Origin of the sequence: Pedobacter nototheniae, assembly GCF_032678625.1 — a bacterium.
GTDB lineage: Bacteria > Bacteroidota > Bacteroidia > Sphingobacteriales > Sphingobacteriaceae > Pedobacter > Pedobacter nototheniae_A.
Window position 1 is genome coordinate 15,629 of sequence record NZ_JAVTSO010000003.1, and the last position, 19,920, is coordinate 35,548.

Below are 19,920 nucleotides of genomic sequence, written 5' to 3' on the forward strand. Positions count from 1 at the left end.
CTATTTTTGCGGCAATTTCTAACCATATTATTCATTTCATGTTACACAAATACCAGACTGAGTTTCAGAGCTGGATTGACAAAGAGAAGCAGGCAATTGAACTTATCAATATTGTCGGCAAACTTTGGTTCGATCGTTCTATTGAATTACTTCTATTTCGGAAGCCTTTATTCGACGTTGGCGGTAGCCAGGTTTTAGCACATCACCAGTATGCAAAATCAATTAGCGGCAAAGACATTTCTATTTATGAAACACTTGAGCTGGCTAAAGCAATTTTAAATTCCAACCTTGCTCCTTCGCGAATTGATTTGGGCAGATTAACAGCCGAATGGCTTGATGAGCACAATAAGTTCGCCAGCATCAATGATTTTATTATTACTAAGCTATCGGCTTACATTGGTAAGGATAAAAAGAATTTAACACCGAAAGATGTTGTTCTTTTCGGATTTGGCAGAATTGGCAGAATAGCAGCCAGAGAATTGATTACGCAGGCCGGCAAAGGCGAACAATTGAGGTTAAGAGCAATTGTAACCAGAACGTACAGCAATGAAGAACTGAGTAAAAGAGCGGAGCTTTTAAGGACCGATTCGGTACACGGAACTTTTGCAGGTACCATAACCGAAGATTATGAAAATCAGGCGTTAATTATTAACGGACAAATGATTTACATAATTGCTGCACAAACTCCTGAAGAAGTTGATTATACCAAATATGGTATAAATTCGGCTTTATTAATCGATAATACCGGTGTTTTTAGAGATCGAACAGAATTGGGACGCCACTTAAAAGCAAAAGGAATTAGCCAGGTATTGTTAACAGCTCCGGCAAAAGGCGATGTACCTAATATTGTAACTGGCATTAATGAAAGTGAATTTGACTTTAAGAAAGAAACTATTTTTTCTAATGCAAGTTGTACCACCAATGCCATTACCCCGGTATTAAAGATTGTTGATGATGCTTTTGGAATTGAAAAAGGGCACATCGAAACCATACATTCTTATACCAACGATCAGAACCTGCTGGATAATTACCATAAAAAATACCGCAGAGGTCGTTCTGCCGCTTTAAACTTGGTGATTACAGAAACAGGTGCCGATAAAGCTGTGGCCAAAGTACTGCCACATCTTGCCGGAAAATTAACCGGAAATGCCGTACGTGTACCTACACCAAACGTTTCGTTAGCCATTTTAAACTTAACATTATCAAAGAAAACGGATAAGGAAAAAGTAAATGAATTATTGAAGCAGGCTTCTTTATTTGGTGATTTATCTGAACAAATAGAATTCTCCATCTCAAACGAGTTAGTGAGTACAGATATGATTGGCAACAGCCACTCGTCTATTATCGATGGACCGGCTACAATTATTTCTAAAGATGGTAAATCCGTTATTTTATACGCCTGGTATGATAATGAATATGGGTATACCCGACAGGTAATCAGGTTAGCTAAAAAGCTTGGTGATGTTGTTAGATTAACCTATTATTAATTCTTTTACTTTATACTGTTGGGGAGAAGAAAATCCTCAGCAGTATAAATTTATCCAGCCTGTATAAATCAATAAAAAAATGTAATTTCCTGCTATAATGCAAGAGAGAAACATTAGAAGAAAAACTTTGATCGTTTATAAGCCAATTATTGCCTGGAATATCCTGGTTAGCTTAGTGGTTTCTTTATTTTTCGTAATCAATGGCTTTAGCCTTGTCGGCCTATATGTTTTTGTTATTTTCTTAAAGTTAATTGGTTACGGAAGTTCAATCGCCTTTAATCAGTTCTTTTTAACCAGCTCTTCTTATTTCTACAAAAATCTTGGCATTAACTTCCGCCGGATTATGATTAATATTATTATTTACGACATTATTGTTTTCATTGCCATTTTAATAATTGCTTTTTCATGCAGGAACTTCATATTGACAGTGTTACCCAAAGTTTTAATAACAAAACCGTATTAAATGGGGTTTTCCTGAATTGCAGAGTTGGTGAAGTAACAGGTTTACTGGGGAGAAACGGATCAGGAAAATCCACCTTACTCAAGGTTATTTTTGGCGTAATAAATCCTCATTTCAAGTATTTGAGGTTAAATGATAAGATTATTGACAAAGGTTATTTAACTGGAAAAATTGCTTACCTACCGCAGGATAATTTTATACCTGGCCATTTAAGAATATCTAAAGCAATTAACCTTTTTTGTAATCGGTATAAAGATCAGCTACTCAAGATTGAGGCAATTTCCAATTTTTTTAATTCTAAGCTGTACGAATTATCTGGCGGACAGAGAAGATTAATGGAATGCCTGTTAATTATTTACAGTGATGCTGATTTTATTTTGCTCGACGAGCCGTTTTCTCAATTATCGCCTTTATTGGTTGAAGAAATCCAAAAACACCTGTTAATTATTAAAGGAAAGAAGGGCATTATTGTCACCGATCACTATTATCGATCTATTTTAAATATTGCAGATAGGATTGTGCTCTTACACAATGGCTGTAATTATAACATCCAATCGGATGAAGATTTAATTTTACATGGCTATTTACCAAATGTTTAAACCATGTTTAACCACTAAGGCACAAAGAACACAATTTGCTTTTAAAAGCGCTGTAATCTTAGTGACTTGTGGTTTTATTATGCTGATGGTTAGAACAATAAGTGTTTAACGGTTAATCCGTTGTTAATTAATTGTTTTAAGGAATCAATACCAATTCTAAGGTGTTGTTCTACATATTGTGCGGTTACATTGCTATCGCTTTCTGCAGTTTTTACACCTTCTGGTATCATTGGCTGATCAGAAACTAAAAGCAGTGCGCCTGCCGGAATTTTATTAGCAAATGCCGTGGTGAAAATGGTTGCTGTTTCCATATCAACGGCCATTGCTCTAAGTGTTTTTAAATACTTTTTAAATTCCTTATCATGTTCCCAAACCCTGCGGTTGGTGGTATAACAAGTTCCTGTCCAGTAATCCCTTCCATGATCCCGAATGGTTGTAGAAATTGCTTTCTGCAATGCAAAGGCCGGTAATGCAGGCACTTCTGCGGGTAAATAATCATTTGATGTTCCTTCACCTCTGATGGCTGCAATTGGCAAGATTAAATCACCCAATTGGTTTTTCTTTTTCAAGCCACCACATTTACCTAAAAACAATACTGCTTTCGGCTTAATGGCCGTTAGCAAATCCATCATGGTTGCTGCAAGCGGGCTACCCATCCCAAAATTAATAATGGTAATGCCATTTGCAGTTACACTTTGCATAGGCTTATCTAATCCCATAATTGGAGCGTTATCATTCCATTCAGAAAACATGCTTACATATTTACTGAAGTTGGTTAATAGGATATAATCTCCAAATTCTTCTAAAGCGCGACCTGTGTACCGTGGTAACCAGTTTTTAACAATTTCGTCTTTTGATTTCAGTCCTGATTTTACAGGAGACTCTACTTCTTTAATTTTTTTAGATTTTTCTACAATCTTTTCATCTTTTTTTACGTCTTTTTCTTCGTTCATATATTTTTATTCTTCAAATAATATAAGCAATTTTTATCAAAATAACAAATCTAATTTAACGTTTGTATCAACGGCGTTTTATAATACCATTAAATTACGGTTGCAAATCAGGTTATTTAGTTTAAAAGCTTACATTTTAAGTGATACAAAAAATCCTCCCGTTTTGCGGGAGGATTTAATTTTTATGCAGCTTGCAACTTTTTAAAGTCGGCTTTTTCAAATTTCTCTACCGCGTAATCGAGGTTAATGTGCAGTTGCTTCACATCCTTTTGTGTTGGCGTATCAAACATGGCATCTAACATAATGGCTTCGCAAATGGATCTTAATCCACGGGCGCCCAATTTATATTCCATTGCTTTATCCACAATAAAATCCAGTACGTCGTTATCAAAAATTAATTCTACATCTTCATAAGCAAATAATTTAACGTATTGCTTAATTAAAGAGTTTTTAGGCGCTGTTAAAATATTCCTTAGTGTTTCTTTATCTAATGGATTTAAGTGCGAAAGAACAGGTATACGACCAATTAATTCGGGAATTAAACCAAAAGATTTAAGATCCTGCGGTGTAATGTATTTATATAGGTTTTTAAGGTCTAAAATGGTTTCATCTTTTTTAACCTTATAACCTACAGCCTGCGTTTTTAAACGGTTGGCTATTTTACGTTCAATACCATCAAATGCACCACCGCAAATAAATAAAATGTTATTGGTATTTACCGGAATCATTTTCTGATCCGGGTGTTTACGTCCGCCCTGAGGTGGAACATTAACCACTGTACCTTCTAAAATTTTTAATAAAGCTTGCTGTACACCTTCTCCCGATACATCTCTGGTAATGGATGGGTTATCGCTTTTACGTGCAACCTTATCCACTTCATCAATATAAACAATGCCACGTTCTGCTGCAGCAACATCGTAATCTGCAGCCTGCAATAACCTGGTTAAGATGCTTTCCACATCTTCACCAACATAACCTGCTTCGGTTAAAACCGTTGCGTCGCAGATACAAAAAGGCACATGTAAAATTTTGGCAATGGTTTTAGCTAAAAGTGTTTTACCTGTTCCAGTTTCTCCAACGAGCATGATATTGGATTTCTCAATCTCAATTTCATCTGCATCGATCTTTTGGTTTAAACGTTTGTAATGATTGTAAACCGCTACCGATAAAACTTTTTTTGCATCATCCTGACCAATTACATATTGATCAAGGTGTGTTTTAATTTCAAGAGGCTTTAATAAATTAATAGCCTCCTGAATATTTTTAGAACCTTTTGAGCCCAATTCCTGCACAAGCAACTGATTGGCCTGGGTTACACATTTATCGCAGATAAATGCATCCATGCCTTCAATTAGCATTAAAGTTTCATGTTTGCCTGAATGGCAGAATGAGCAACGGGATTCTTTATTTTGTTTCGCCATCTTTTTTTGCGTTTCTCGATAATACTTCGTCAACCATACCAAATCCTTTTGCTTCATCAGCAGTCATCCAGTAATCGCGGTCTGAAGCCTTCTCTACCCAGTCGTAAGTTTGGCCAGAATGCTCTGAAATAATATCGTATAATTCTTTTTTCAATTTCAACATTTCTCTCAAGTTGATCTCCATATCTGAAGCTACACCTTGTGCACCTCCTGATGGCTGGTGAATCATTACTCTGGAGTGAGGTAAAGCTGCACGTTTACCTTTAGCACCTGCAACTAATAAAACCGCACCCATTGATGCTGCAATACCTGTACAAATGGTTGCCACATCTGGCTGAATATATTGCATGGTATCGTAAATACCTAAACCTGCATAAACCGAACCACCAGGTGAGTTGATGTAAATCTGAATGTCTCTATCCGCATCTGTTGATTGCAAAAACAACAACTGAGCCTGGATAATATTAGCATTCTGATCGTAAATGGCATCACCTAAAAAGATAATACGGTCCATCATCAACCTTGAAAAAACATCCATTTGAGCAACGTTCAACTGGCGTTCTTCAATAATATATGGTGTCATCGATTGTGGCGACAGGTTTGCTTGCGCAATAAATTTATCTACATGTAAACCGCCAATACCCTGATGTTTAACGGCAAATTTTCTGAATTCTTGTGAATCTATGTTCATATCTTGATTAGGGTTAATTGATTTAGCCATGACCAAACGCAGCTAAACCAACGATAATTTTAATGAATCTTTCTTTCTGTTGGTTAATTTTCGTGCCAATTTATCTAATTTATCGCTATTGCAAATTGAATTGTATTAGATATGACAATACACGTTTATTAAAAGTTATCAAGTTGTTTACTTCTAATGGCCGAAATATATGCAATACTCAATTAACGAGCAAATTATGCAGAAAATTATTAAAAAATAATCATCAGGGGTTTAGATATACAAAGAGCAGCCCTAATGGACTGCTCTTTAATCGTATCTTCAAATAACTGCCAATTGGTCAGTTATATTGCCTATTTGTTTAAAGCAACAAATTTATCGTAGTCGATATCTTTTTGCTCTAATGTAGCTACAGATTTAATGTATTCGAAAGTTTTTAAAGCTTTTACTTCCTCGAAAGTACGGTTAGCATTTTCTTTTTCCTGTAAGAACTGAACAGCATATTGTGCCAACTGATCTTCTGGAAGTGGGCTTGGGCTATACATTCTGAACTGAGCATCGAGTTTTGCTTTAGCTGCTTGTACCACATCTTCGTATTTAATTTCGATGCTGTTATCTTTAATGATTTTATTTTCGATTAAAGTCCATTTAAGGTTTTTAGCGAAATCGTCATAACCTTCTGCCAATTCTTCATCTGTTAACTTTTCGTTTGTTGCTTTTAACCAACGACGTAAAAATTCATCAGGCAATTCGAAGTTGTGTTTTTCAATTAACTGAAGATAGATATCGTTTGATAATTGACGATCGGCATCTTGCTTAAACATGCTTTCTACTTCTTCCGTAATTTTAGCTCTGAAACCAGCTTCATCAGTTACAGTACCTTCGCCAAACAATTTATCAAAAAACTCCTGGTTTAAGTCTGATTCTTCCAAACGGTTAACATTTTTTACAGTTAGTTTGAAATTAGCTTTTAATTCTGCCGCTTCTTCTTCAGAAATGTTTAAGGCTTTAGCAATAACCGCAGCATCTTCAAAAGCTTTTTGAATATCAATGGTTACAACATCATCTTTCTTTACACCAATTAATGATTTAAGAATCTTTTTGTCTTTAACCTGATCTAAGCGTATAGTTGCTGTGCTTGAAATACCACCTTCTACATCAGAACCATCTTCAGCTAACTGAACAAGATCTGTATATAAAACGTCACCATCGGCAGAAACTTCCGGATTTGTCATTTTACCATAGCTACGGCGGATATTTTTGATACGGCTTTCTAAAGTTTCCTTATCTGCTTTAACTACATATTCAGTAAATTTATCTTTAGAAGAGATGTTTACATCAAAAGCAGGTGCTAAACCTAACTCATAATCAAATTCAAATTCGTCTGTATTATCCCATTTAAATTCATTTTCGTTATCTAACATTGGTAACGGCTGACCTAAAACTTCTAATTTTTGCTCAGCGATATAATTGGTTAAAGTATCGTTTAACAGGTTGTTAATTTCTTCAACCAAAATACTTTTACCGTACATTCTTTTAATGTGGGCAGCAGGCACCATACCCTTACGGAAACCAGGTAATTGTGCTTTTTTAGCTTGCTCTTTAATAGCTTTATCTACTTTTTCAGTATAATCTGCAGGTGCGATTTTGATTTTTACAACAGCGTTTAAGTTGCCTGTTTTTTCCTGTGTGATATTCATTTTTTAGATTTGAGTATTGAGATGTGATCAAGTTTGAATACTGAGATATGAGATTTGAGACAAATAACGTATTTCATTTCAAAAAACTCCACATCGATGTTCAATTTTTCTTTATCAATGTTATTAAAAAATAAAACCGTTCCGATTATCTCGGAACGGCCTTTACCTTAGTGTGCGGAAGAAGGGACTCGAACCCCCACGCCGTGAAGCGCCAGATCCTAAGTCTGGTGCGGCTACCAATTACGCCACTTCCGCTGTTAGGATTTATTAAGGACTGCAAAGATAGAAACAAGATTGAATTATCAAAAGGGAAACGCAAAAAAAGTTAAATATTTTTCAGCGGAATATGCTAAATAACTCAGGATTAACGAGAAAGATTTTACAAAATTTTAAAGAAAAATAATGGTGGAGATTAGCGATTGAGCCTTTCCCACCATTTACACTCGAAATAAATGTAAAAAAAGGTATTTCCAGTGTCCATCAGGCCGGGTATTGAGAAACTTTTTTTAAAAAAAAAGAGAAGAAAATCCAGCGAAATGTGAGTATATAATAAAAAACCGCTTTGGCTTCAATTAAATTGAAACCAAAGCGGTTTACAGGGCATAAAATTATTTAATTAATATTTAATGAGTGTTACTTCGATAAGATCCGGGCCACCATCCAAAGGATAACCAATTACTTTTTTCCCCTTAATGGTTACAGGTTTGTTTAAATATGTGTCTAAATTAATTGTTTCGCTTTTTAAAGCATAAGTTTTATTTTCAGTTTTTAACAGGTGCGTGCCGTACTGAAAAGTTGTCATGCCTAATTTTTCAATTTTTCCACTTAGCGCAAGATAACGGCCAGTGGTATTATTCATTGAGCTGCAGCCAGAAAACACGGCAACAAATAGAGATAATGCAAGTATTTTTTTCATAATAATAAAAACGTAATAATTAGATTTAATGCTACAAATTAGCAAAAAATACTTCTAATAAATTAGTAAAGCTCCTTTTGAAATTCAAAAAAATACTGAACAGCTTTAACCAGTCTGCTACCATACCAGCTAAACATTTCCCCGTCAACCAGTTTAATTTTAGATTGGGGTAAAGCCAGTTGGATTTCCTGAATGTGCTTTTCTCCAAAGGGATAAGGTTCTGATGACAACAAGATAATTTCGGGATTTAAAGCTTGGAGTTGTTCAAGGCTTAGTTGTGGGTAACGTTTTGCAGAAACAACATTTGTCATGCCGTTTGTTACAAGTACATCATCAATAAAAGTATTTTTACCGACCGCCATATATGGTTTGCGCCAGATTAAATAGGCTACTTTTTTATCAATGTGGTTTTGAAGGGCGAGTGTTTTTAAATCGGTAAAACCTGCATTGATTAAATGATTTAAATACGATGCTTCCGGAACGCGATTAACCAGCTCTCCTATTTGGCTTATGGTTTTAATGGCATCATCAAGGGTAAAAATATCGCTCATCCAAACCGGAAAAGAAGCTGCGAGCTCTTCTATATCACTTTGTGTATTCTCTTCTTTATTGCCGATAATTAAATCAGGCTTTAAATCTTTAATTAAATCAATATTAAGTTTTTTTGTTCCGCCAACCTTTGTTCGTGCTGCAAATTTCTCGATTGGGTGAATGCAAAATTTTGTCAAACCGATAATCTCCTGATCGAGCCCCAAATCAAACAATAATTCGGTTTGAGAAGGCACAACAGAGACTATTCTTTTTGGCGGAAAGTTTATGGTGATTTCATTTCCCAGTTGATCGGTGAACGATTTTTGCATAAGGCAAAGATAATTCGTTTCTTACATAAAAAATGATTTATTCGTACTTTAAGGCTTCTGCCGGATTTGTTTTTGCGGCCCGGTAGGCTTGCCAGCTTACCGTAAAAAATGCAATAAGCACTGTAGAAAGGGCCGTAATTACAAACATTTCGGGACCAATTAAAATTCGGTAATCAAATTGCATTAACCATTGGTTCATGACCAGATAGCCTATTGGCAGGGCTATTACAATTGCTATAACTACCGCTTTTACAAAGCTGAGCGAAAGCAAAGCAATTATACCAGATACACTTGCTCCCAGTACCTTTCGGACACCGATTTCTTTTGTTCGCTGTTCGGCAGTAAAGGCCGACAAACCAAATAAACCTAAACAGGAAACAAATATAGAAAGACCACCAAACAGGTTAGACAATGTTGTGAGTGTTTGTTCATGTTCAAATTTTTCTGCCACGAGGTTGTCTACAAATTTAATTTCCACCGGAAAATCAGGATTAATTTCTTTAGTAATTTTTGTGATCTGATCTATACTTTCCTGCGTATTTCTTGTTGTATTTAGCCGCATCGTAATTACATCACTATTAAAGGCATTAAATACAATAACCATAGGGTGCTGTGATTTGGTGGGTTCATCCCAAACTATATCATCAAATACACCTACTACAGGTCTTTTTTTTCCATTAAAAAATACTTGTTGTTCTAAGGGATTTTTTAGGCCCATTTTTTTTACCGCCGTTTCATTCAACATCAATGCTGAAGAATCTGAACTCCGGCCTTTTACAAAATCGCGTCCTGCAACAAGCCTGATGTTGTTGGTTTTGATAAAATCGAATGTGGTTTGAATGATATCGAAAGATATTTTTTCTTCGCCTGGCCTCATCCCCTGCCACTGTAAGCCGGAGGTATTAGAATTTTGCCGGGCAATACTACCTGAGGATTGCGCAACAGCAGTAACTGCACCCGATCGCAACAACCTATCCTTAAAGAGATCAAATTTAGGATAAAGGTTGCCCTCATGGGGCATTTCGACAAGTGCCGTTGTGTCATAGCCCAGCGATCTGTTTTTAAGATGCATGAGTTGCTGATATAAAATCAAAGTAGATAAGATCATCACAACAGCAAAGCCAAACTGTATAATAACCAAAATCTGCCTGAAGTTGAACCCAAATTTACGCTGAGATTTCACAGATTTCTTTAGCGCTTGAACTGGATTAAATGAAGACAGAAAAAATGCGGGATAACCTCCTGCAATCAGCCCGGTAAACAATATAAGCAGCAATACGGCCAACCAGTTTAAAAAACTATTATAATTAATCTGTAAGCTGGTATTAAGCAGGTTATTGAAAGATGGAAGAAAAACTTCAACCATTACAATAGCAAAGGTTACACTTATGACGGTCAGGATTAATGATTCGAGTAAAAATAGCCTAATCAGTGAGCTTCGGCTGGCTCCTATTGTTTTTCTAAGTCCTACCTCCTTTCCTCTTTTCTGAGACCTTGCGGTAGAGAGATTCATAAAATTGATGCAGGCGATTAAAAGGATGCTTAGGGCCAATATGATAAAAATACGCACCTGTTCAATTTGCCCTCCATCGGGTAAACCATTTGTAAAATGCCCAAAAAGATGGTACTTTTCAATTGGATATATAAAAGGTGCTGCATCGAGTGTATTGGTGCCTGTATTTTTGGAAATGAAATTTTTAATTTTTTCATTAAAAGCATTGGGATCAGTACCGGACTTAATGCTCATTACGGTGAAATATGAACAGTTACCCCAGTTTGGCGTAGCTGGCCATTCGTTTAAATTCTCATACAGTTTCCAGGGGCTTAAACACTCAAAACTATAAGTAAAATTGGCAGGCAAATCTTTAATTACTCCCGTAACCTTTAGGTTGACCTGATTTTCAAAACGAATCGTTTTATTCAACACTTCTGTTTTTCCAAAAAGACGCCTTGCAGTACTTTCGGTAAGTATTATAGAATTAGGGTCGTCAAAAGCTTTATCGGGATTGCCACTCAAATAATCAAATCTAAAAATCTTCAGAAAATCAGGATCAGCGTAGCGCCCAGCTATTTTAAAAGAATTTTGTCCATTGGCCAATAAACGGTTACTTTCCCATAAGATCCTACTGATGTTTTCAATTTCAGGATTTTGTTCTTTTAAAAGAGGAGGAAGTACATTTGGTGCCTGCGAACCTGTTGAAATCACATTTTTATTTGCACCATAAAAGTTCAACATCAGGTGGTAGATGTTCTTGGTGTTTCCAAACTGTTTGTCAAAATTCCACTGATACTCTACGTAAAGCAATAAAAGAATGCTTGCTGCAAGTCCAATGGACAATCCGCTAATGTTGATTATTGAATTTGTTTTATGCCTCAACAAATTCCTAAACGCGACCTTAAAATTTAATTTTAACACTTCCCTGTAATTTAAATATGAATTTACATACTGCTTTTAAATGTATCCGATACCTGAATATCTTCCTTTACCACGCCATCGGCAATGTGTAAAATTCGGTTTCCGTACTGTGCATTTTTTTCGGAGTGTGTAACCTGTATAATGGTAATGCCTTCTTCTTTATTCAATTTCCTAAAAAGTTCCATAATTTCTTCTGCTTGTACCGATTGCAGGTTGCCTGTAGGCTCATCGGCCAATATAACCGAAGGTTGTGCAGCCAGCGCCCTTGCAATGCCCACCAGTTGCTGTTGTCCGCCCGAAAGCTGGTTTGGAAACAAATCTTTTTTAGCTACAATGTTAAAACGGTCGAGCAAATCGGCAATGCGGCTTTTACGTTCGGAACCGCCAATTTTTTTATATAATAAAGGTGCTTCAATGTTTTCATAAACGGTCATTTCATCAATCAGGTGGTAGGCCTGAAAAACGAAACCAATATGGTTTCGGTATAGCTCAATCCGTTTACGCTCATTCAAAGAGGTTACGTCTTCACCCATAAACTCATATTGCCCGTATGTAGGCTCTTCAAGCATACCTAAAATGTTCAGCAATGTTGATTTTCCTGCGCCTGAAGGGCCCATGATGGAAACAAATTCGCCTTGTTTGATGCTGGTGGTTACATGGCGTAAAACGTAGTGTTTTACACCTTTTGCCGCATAGTATTTTTCTATATTTTTAAGTTCTATCATTTTTAAATCTGGGTTTAAAATTTATATTTTCAATTTATGAACAGGCTTATCCAAATGGTTTAAACCTATTCATATTTTAATGCTTTTACCGGATTTCCTACAGCAACTTTTCTGGCCTGAATGCTTACCGTTAATACTGCTATGATAATCGAAATTATGGTCGCCATTACAAAAGGGAATACAGGCATTTCTATTCGATAAGCAAATCCCTGCAGCCATTTATTTATTAAAATGTAGGCAATTGGCCAGCTGATCAGGTTTGCTAAAACAACTAAAATAAGAAATGATTTATTTAACAAACTAACAATCTGAACATTGGATGCACCTAAAACTTTTCTTACCGCAATTTCTTTTGTTCTTCTTTTTGCCACAAATGTAGAAAGCGCAAATAAACCCAATAAAGATAAGGAAACCGAAACTACACTGAATAAAATAATCATATTCATAAAGCGGTTATTATCTTCCAAAACCTTTCGAAATGCATTATCAATCGTGGTGTACTTTATAATGTAGTTGGGATACATTGCTTTCCACTCTGCCTCTATTTTTTTAACAATCGTTGTACTGTTTTCGGTATTAAACCTAATTAATAGATTGTTTGTTGCAGACATTCCGCCTAAATGAGTGACTTTATATACTGTTGGCAAAACGGCTTTATCAAAGCCTTCATTGTGGTAATCTTTAATTACACCAATAATCTGAAAAGTATAATTTGTAGCTTCATCTTTAATGTGATAGCTTTTACCTACCGCGTTCTTATCTATTAATCTTGCTGCAGCTTCGTTAATTACGACCGTGTTTATGGTATCCTGTTTATATTCTTTAGAAAAGATTCGTCCCTGTAAAACTTTTACTCCAAGTGCAGGTAAAGCATCCATACTTACGGTTACGGTATTGAGCCCTATTTTATTTCCTTTGTAAATAATTTCTTCCGGTACATTAAATACATTTCCCATTATTTGAGTGCTTGTACCCACATACTGTACACCTGGAATTCGCTTTAACTTTTCAACAAAAGTGCTATTATAATTGGTTCTGATATTGATGAGGTTACTGCGATCAAAACCTAAATCTTTATTGCTTACGTATTGGGTTTGCAAATGCATTACTCCAATAGCAATGATAAAAGTTACCGAGATTATAAATTGAAAAACCACCAGTACATTACGTAAGGCAATCCCTTTTAAACTGTTGCCGTAATTGCCTTTCAATACAGAAACCGGGTTATAGTTTGATAAAATCCAGGCGGGATAAAAACCGGCCAATAGCGTTACTAAAACAAAAAGACCAAGCAGTTGTACCACCATATTTAAAAGATGAGGGTTATGCCAGAAACTTAATTCAACATTAAACTGGGCATTGAAAGAAGGCAATAAAACCTCAATTAATATTATCGATAAAAATAAGGCTATTACACTTTGTAACGCTGCTTCTAATAAAAACTGACCTATTAATTGTTTTTTATAAGAACCCAGAACCTTTTTAACGCCTACTTCTTTAGCTCTTTGAACAGATTGTGCCGTGGCCAGATTAACAAAATTTATAATGGATACCAATAATAGAAATACGCAGATTCCAATTATTGGTTTTAATTTTTCTAACCAGCTTAACCGGAATGAAGGATTGCCATGTGCACTGGCTAATGGAATTGCTTTTAACTGTAAGTAATTGCCGTCTTTAAAATAACTCTTATAATCCGTTCCCACAAGTTTGGCTCTTGCCTTTTTAGCCTCGAGATAAACTTTTTGAATATTCTCATTTAGTATATCTGCATTCCCAGATGGATTCATTTTCACATAAACCTGGCAATAATTATTGTTTGTTGGATTTTCGGGATCTTTATCCTTATCGCCGGTACGCATCATAGCACTAAAGCCTGCGGTTTCGGGTGTTTTTGGATCTTCAACCACGCCGGTTATTGTTAAATCTGTACCTTCATCGCCCTGCCACATCACCACCTTAATTACTTTGCCTAATACCTTTTCAGTACCATAAAGCTTTTGAGCAAGGCTTTGTTTAAGTACTACTGATTTTGGAGCATTTAATGCGCTGCTTTCGTCGCCTTGTAAAAACTTATACTTAAAAACATGAAAGAAATTGCTGTCAGCATCTTTCATCCTGTCTACCGTTATAGGATCAGCATGGTCAATTTTAACTGAATTTCCGGTTTTAAAATCCCAATCCGGATCTACTTTAGTAACGGCCAATACCTGCGGAACTTTTTCACGAATTAAGCTGGCAACTCGGCTATCGTTAGATTCCTGCAAATGTTCTTTATTATCAGGCGTAGAAAAACTATGGCGCTCTCTAATCTGATAAACATGATCTAAATCCGTCGACCATTTGTCGTAACTTTCTTCATGGTTAATGTACAAAAGCAGTAATACAAAAGCGGTTAGGCCCAATGCAAGTCCGCCAATATTAATTGAGCCGTAAATCTTGTTTTTAAACAAGTTCCTTAATGCAATTTTAAGATTTAATTTAAACATGCGAGGTTAACTATATGAGTTGTTAAACTGGTTATTACTATTGGAAGCATAAATGATAGGTTACCAAATAAACTTATTCGTATTTCAAAGCATCAATTGTATTGGCACTTGCTGCTTTGTAAGACCTTACACTTACCGTAATTAAGGTAATTAGCATGGAAGCGATCATCGCTAACACAAATGGCCAGATGCTGAGTTCTATGCGATAGGTGAAGCCTGATAGCCATTTTGAAACAAATAAATACGCTAATGGCCAGGCGACTACATTTGCCAGAAAAACCATTAATAAAAATGAACCGTTGAGCATTTTTACAAGTTCCACTGTTGAAGCGCCTAATACTTTTCTAATGGCTACTTCGCGGGTTCTTTGTGTGGCGACAAAAGAAATCAATCCGAACAAGCCAATAAAGGAGATGAACATAATTATACCCGCAAAAACTTTAAATAAAGTACCCATAATCATTTCTGAACGGTAATAATTACTAATCTGTTCATCAAAAAACGAAGCGCCGTAAACGTATTCAGGAAGCACAGAATTCCATGTTTTTTCAATGGCATCCATATCCTGCATGATCATTTTACTGTCCATCTTTACTGCAATCTGAGTAAAATCTCTTTTCCGGCTAAAAATTGCAATAGGTGCTATTTCTTCGTGCAAACTACCATTATTAAAATCTTTAACCACCCCTACTATGGGCCCTTTCGCCCCGTTTAACTCCATAATTTTACCGATGGCATCATTAGGATTCCTTACGTTTAACCTTTTTAAAAGGGTTTCATTTACCACAAAATCTTTGATGGTATCACTTTTTGAAATTCCTTTCCCGGCAATAAACTGCAAACCAAATGTTTGAAAATAACTTTCGTCTGCATACTTGGTGTTGATTTGAAAATCGGCATCCTTCGAGCTGTTATAACGGAAACTGGTTTCGTTATTATTGCTTGATGAAGGTGCAGCGGCGCAAAAACTAACCGACTTTATACCTGGAATTTGCATAATGCGGTTGCGCAGGGTATTGTAACGCAATCCGGCAATGCTATCGCTGGGCACATCAACCAGTGCAATTGCGCTGGCATCAAAACCCAATGGCTTTTCTCGGATGTATTTCATTTGTTTAAGCACAACCAGGGTTCCGATGATTAGAATGATGGTTATGGCAAACTGCACCACGACCAATATTTTTCTTAAACCTAAGCCCCCGGTATTTGCTGTAATTTTATTTTTTATGGCTAATGCCGGACTAAAGCCAGACATAATCATAGCGGGATAAAATCCTGCAAAGAAGCTCACAAACAAAATCATAAGGAGCATAAAGCCAAATATGCTTGGGTGCTGAAAAATACTGAAAGAAATGCTTTGTTTAAAAAGATTTTGCATGCCTGGTAAAGCAGCTTCGGTAAGTACACAAGCAAAAAGCAGGGCAATTAACGATATGGTAAGTGTTTCTGTTAAAAACTGAACGACAAGCTGTTTCCGGCCGCTTCCCATTACTTTTCTAACCCCAACTTCTTTACTTCGGCTAACGGCTTGTGCGGTTGCAAGATTAATAAAGTTAATACATGCCGTTAACAATAAAAACAAACCGATAATGCCGAGCCCGTAAAGTTGCTTTAATGGCATGGTTGAGTGCGCAAAATTACCGTACCTTTCATTGTAATGTATATCGCTCAGGGGTTGAAAAGAATGACTTTCTTTACCCGGGCCTTTTTCTACATAATATTTAGCAATGAATTTTTGTAATGGTGCGTCTAAATTATTAATATCAAAACCTTTTTTAAGCAAAATATAACACTCTGAACCCGATGAACAAGATCCCCAGCGGGTTAAGTTTCTATTTTTATAACTTTTATAAGAGAATACGATTTTTAAAGGGAATGAACTGTTTTCTGGTACATCATCTAATATACCTGTTACCTTAAAAGTTTCATTATTCTGGAAATTGAGATCCTTACCAACGGCATTTTTCCAGTCACCAAAAAACTTGGTCGCCATTTCCTTTGATAAAACTGCTGTATTTGGGGCCGACAGAGCCTGTTTTGCGTTTCCGGAGAGCCATTTAAAACTGAAAATCTCAAAAAAATCGGGCTCCACATAAAATACATCTTCGGCCGTCTTTAACTTTTCTACGCCTGGTGCACTGTTTATCTTAATAATACCACCACTATTTTGAATGGCAGCCACTTTATCGACCAGCTGAGAAAAATCGTTCCGCATTGCCGGTGGCAAAGGACGTGGTGTACCTTGCGAATAAAATTCATTTCCATCGCTATACTTCCAACCTGAAACTACTCTGTAAATCCTGTCATCATTTTTATATCCCTTATCATAGCTTAATTGATAGCGTGTAAAAATGAAAATCAAAATACAACTGGCCATTCCTATAGAAAGGCCGAGGATGTTAATTAAAGTATAGCCCTTATTTTTCCAAAGGTTTCGCCACGCTATTTTCAGATTTAATTTAAACATAGTGTTATGGTTGAAAGGCAGAGGACTGAGGATTGAGGATTTGGCCATTTTGACCTTCGTCTCGCCACCTTATTCCTTCCACCCTATTCGTATTTCAAAGCATCATAATATTTACCAACGATCAGCTATAAGGCCTTGATTTTTAAAAATTTGACCTGGTTTTATCTGATTTTAATTTTAATATAAATCGTTCGTAAATTTCAACATTGGCATACCAATTTTATACCAACCAAAAATAAAAAAACAACTACCTGAAAATCAAATAGTTGTTTTTGTTAAAAATTTAAACATGTTCATTATCGAACAATAATTGTACGTTATTGAACGAATTAAAATCGCTTTAATCTACTCATATTTTAAAGCATCTACTGGTTTAGCTTTTACCGCTCTTCGGGCTTGTAAACTTACCGTAAAAATGGTTAGGATAATGGTAACCAACGCACTGATTACAAAAGGCAGAATTGGAATTTCTACGCGGTATGCAAAGGTATTTAACCATTTATTTGTTAAAATATAGGCAACAGGCCAGGCAATTAAATTGGCTACTATGGCCATGATCAAAAATGAGGTGTTAATTAATTTCATAATCTGAAGATTGCTGGCCCCTAATATTTTACGCACGGCAATTTCCTTAATTCTGCCATTGGTAATGTATTTGGCAAAAGCAAATAATCCCAACACGGCAATAAAAATGGTCAATAATGCCGCAGCAAAAAATATAGACTCCAGCTGCTCTTGTTTTTTAAAAAGCTTACCATATAATTCGTCCAGAAACTGGTAGCGAAAGTTGTCGCCGTCTTTTTTATTAATTTCTGGCCATTGCGATTTTAATGTAGCCAGCACCTGCGCCATTTTGCTCGCATCTATCTTAAGCATAATTTTATCTTTTGGATTTGAGCAGGATGCTTTAATGCTATAAATGGTGGGCTCAACAGGCTTTTCAAAGCCAAGTGTTTTAAAATTTTTGATTACACCTACAATTGTATAATTATCCCCGCAGCCTCTGATTGTTTTTCCAATCGGATTAATTAGCCCATATTTTGCAACGGTTGCTTCATTTATTATTGCGGAGGTTGCTGTATCGGTTTTAAAATTCTGGGAGAAAGTTCTTCCTTCTTTAATTTTAATCCCTAAAGTTTCAAAATAATCGAAATCTACACTCGTAAAAGTCAAATTTTCCTGTACACCATCAACAGTGTAACCCGTAGTTCCGCTATCAGAACCATCCGGAATTTCTGTTGCAACAGTAACTGATTTTACACCTGGAATTTTCATTATTTTTTCCCGAATGGGTTCAAATGTTTTTGCTTTTGAAAAGTAAGCCAGGTTTTTAATATAAACCACTTGATCTGCCTTAAAACCAACATCCTGCGTGCGCATGTATTTCAACTGTGTATTGATAATTAACAGCCCCGTAATAAAAATTACCGCCACACTAAACTGAAATACCAATAAACTATTTCTTAACCAGTAGCTTTGTTTGCTGGTTTGATAATTTCCTTTTAACACCAAGGCAGGCCTAAAACCAGAAAGTACCAGGGCCGGATAAATCCCTGCAATTAATGTAATAAACAGCAAAATTAAAGGCAGTTGCCAGAATAAGGTATTGTTTGCACTCCAGATAGATAAATCGACCGAAAACAGGTTGTTAAACTTTGGTAAAATAAGTTCGGCTATAATTAATCCTAAAATCGTGGCAAAAAGGCATTGAATAAAAATTTCAATCAGGAATTGTATAGTAAGCTGGAAACGATAGGCACCAAGAACTTTTTTAACGCCTACTTCTTTCCCTCTTTTTGTAGCTTGTGCAATGCTTAAATTGGTAAAGTTGATACAGGCAATAATCAAAATAAGAATACCAAGTACGGATAAGGCAATTAAAACTTTATAATTTGCATTATTTCCTGCTTTGGGCCTTAAATGTTGGTTTTCTAAAGGATCAAGAAATGTGGAGGTTTGTTTGATTTTATTGATTGTAGCTGCGTCGGTTTCTCCTTCTAATAATTCAGTTCTATATAATTTTAATATTTTCTGATCCAGATTAGCCATATCTGTACCCGGACGAACCTGAATATACGTATAGTAATTATTGTACCCATAATTTTCATCTCCACCTATTTTATTCACAATGGAAATGGCATCAAAACTGATCGTAGAATGTGGATCGGCATAAACACTGGATTTAAGCTCGCCCTGCATGCCGGATGATTTGCTTCCCAAAACAATCATCTTTGGCTTTTTATCGGTTTTATCCGGAAAGAGAGTTTCAGCGTTTTCACGGCTTAAATAAAATAGATTTTCGGGTCCATTTGGTTTGTCAATCCCATTATCGGGCCTAATGTTAAACATTTTAGCTGCCGCTGTATCCAAGAACAAACATTTCTTTAAAAATACAACTGCGTTAGCGCTATTAACAGGAATTTCAAAATAACTATACTTCATTGTTCCAACAGAAACCACTTCCGGGAATTTCTCTTTAATGGCCTGGCCTAAGGGTGGCGGGGTATAATTGGTTTTTAAGCCCGGCAATTCACGGCCTACGATGTAGATGTTCTTGTAATTTGGATTTTTCTTATCAAAACCGGTTTCGTATGTAAAATACATCATAACCAGGATAAAAGCAGCAATTGCAATAGCTAACCCACCTACATTGATTAAGGTTATGTTCCTATTTTTCCAAAGGTTACGTAATGCGATTTTTAAGTTTAATTTAAACATAATTTTAAGTTTGAAGATTAAAATGCTGTA

At 36.0% G+C, this 19,920-nt stretch carries 13 protein-coding genes and 1 tRNA gene; 2 read left to right on the top strand and 12 right to left on the bottom strand.

Annotation, left to right across the window (positions count from 1 at the left end; genetic code table 11):
* The first annotated feature begins 38 nt into the window (after nt 1–38).
* Nucleotides 39–1,487, top strand: coding sequence for a glyceraldehyde-3-phosphate dehydrogenase (locus R2Q77_RS10180; protein ID WP_316803628.1), 1,449 nt, complete (start codon nt 39–41; stop codon nt 1,485–1,487).
* A 405-nt stretch (nt 1,488–1,892) separates the two neighbouring features.
* Nucleotides 1,893–2,546, top strand: coding sequence for an ATP-binding cassette domain-containing protein (locus R2Q77_RS10185; RefSeq protein WP_316803629.1), 654 nt, complete (start codon nt 1,893–1,895; stop codon nt 2,544–2,546).
* Between the two features lie 89 nt (nt 2,547–2,635).
* On the opposite strand, the gene R2Q77_RS10190 is transcribed toward R2Q77_RS10185, so the two are convergent.
* From R2Q77_RS10190 to R2Q77_RS10245, 12 genes are all read right to left on the bottom strand, one after another.
* Nucleotides 2,636–3,499: an AMP nucleosidase gene (locus R2Q77_RS10190; protein ID WP_316803630.1), complete on the bottom strand. Its 864-nt coding sequence runs from the start codon at nt 3,497–3,499 to the stop codon at nt 2,636–2,638.
* A 182-nt stretch (nt 3,500–3,681) separates the two neighbouring features.
* On the bottom strand, nt 3,682–4,920 hold the full coding sequence (gene clpX / locus R2Q77_RS10195) for an ATP-dependent Clp protease ATP-binding subunit ClpX (RefSeq protein ID WP_316803631.1): 1,239 nt from the start codon (nt 4,918–4,920) through the stop codon (nt 3,682–3,684).
* Complete coding sequence (gene clpP / locus R2Q77_RS10200) at nt 4,904–5,611, bottom strand: ATP-dependent Clp endopeptidase proteolytic subunit ClpP (RefSeq protein WP_316803632.1); 708 nt, start codon at nt 5,609–5,611, stop codon at nt 4,904–4,906. Before clpP ends, clpX begins: the two co-directional genes overlap by 17 nt.
* A gap of 341 nt (nt 5,612–5,952) precedes the next feature.
* Nucleotides 5,953–7,299 carry a trigger factor gene (gene tig / locus R2Q77_RS10205; RefSeq protein ID WP_316803633.1) on the bottom strand — a complete coding sequence of 449 codons (1,347 nt, stop codon included), beginning with the start codon at nt 7,297–7,299 and terminating at the stop codon, nt 5,953–5,955.
* 173 nt (nt 7,300–7,472) lie between these two features.
* Nucleotides 7,473–7,554: transfer RNA gene (locus tag R2Q77_RS10210), tRNA-Leu, on the bottom strand.
* A 361-nt stretch (nt 7,555–7,915) separates the two neighbouring features.
* On the bottom strand, nt 7,916–8,215 hold the full coding sequence (locus tag R2Q77_RS10215) for a hypothetical protein (RefSeq protein WP_316803634.1): 300 nt from the start codon (nt 8,213–8,215) through the stop codon (nt 7,916–7,918).
* 62 nt (nt 8,216–8,277) lie between these two features.
* Nucleotides 8,278–9,075, bottom strand: a complete 798-nt coding sequence (locus R2Q77_RS10220) for a helical backbone metal receptor (RefSeq protein WP_316803635.1) — start codon at nt 9,073–9,075, stop codon at nt 8,278–8,280.
* A gap of 37 nt (nt 9,076–9,112) precedes the next feature.
* A complete protein-coding gene (locus R2Q77_RS10225; RefSeq protein ID WP_316803636.1) occupies nt 9,113–11,491 on the bottom strand; it encodes an ABC transporter permease in 2,379 nt (792 codons plus the stop codon).
* 23 nt (nt 11,492–11,514) lie between these two features.
* Nucleotides 11,515–12,216, bottom strand: a complete 702-nt coding sequence (locus tag R2Q77_RS10230) for an ABC transporter ATP-binding protein (RefSeq protein ID WP_316803637.1) — start codon at nt 12,214–12,216, stop codon at nt 11,515–11,517.
* A 65-nt stretch (nt 12,217–12,281) separates the two neighbouring features.
* On the bottom strand, nt 12,282–14,705 hold the full coding sequence (locus R2Q77_RS10235; RefSeq protein WP_316803638.1) for an ABC transporter permease: 2,424 nt from the start codon (nt 14,703–14,705) through the stop codon (nt 12,282–12,284).
* A gap of 73 nt (nt 14,706–14,778) precedes the next feature.
* The gene (locus R2Q77_RS10240; protein ID WP_316803639.1) at nt 14,779–17,172 is read right to left on the bottom strand and encodes an ABC transporter permease; all 2,394 of its coding nucleotides are present in this window, start codon (nt 17,170–17,172) and stop codon (nt 14,779–14,781) included.
* 345 nt (nt 17,173–17,517) lie between these two features.
* On the bottom strand, nt 17,518–19,890 hold the full coding sequence (locus tag R2Q77_RS10245; protein WP_316803640.1) for an ABC transporter permease: 2,373 nt from the start codon (nt 19,888–19,890) through the stop codon (nt 17,518–17,520).
* Between the last annotated feature and the right edge of the window lie 30 nt (nt 19,891–19,920).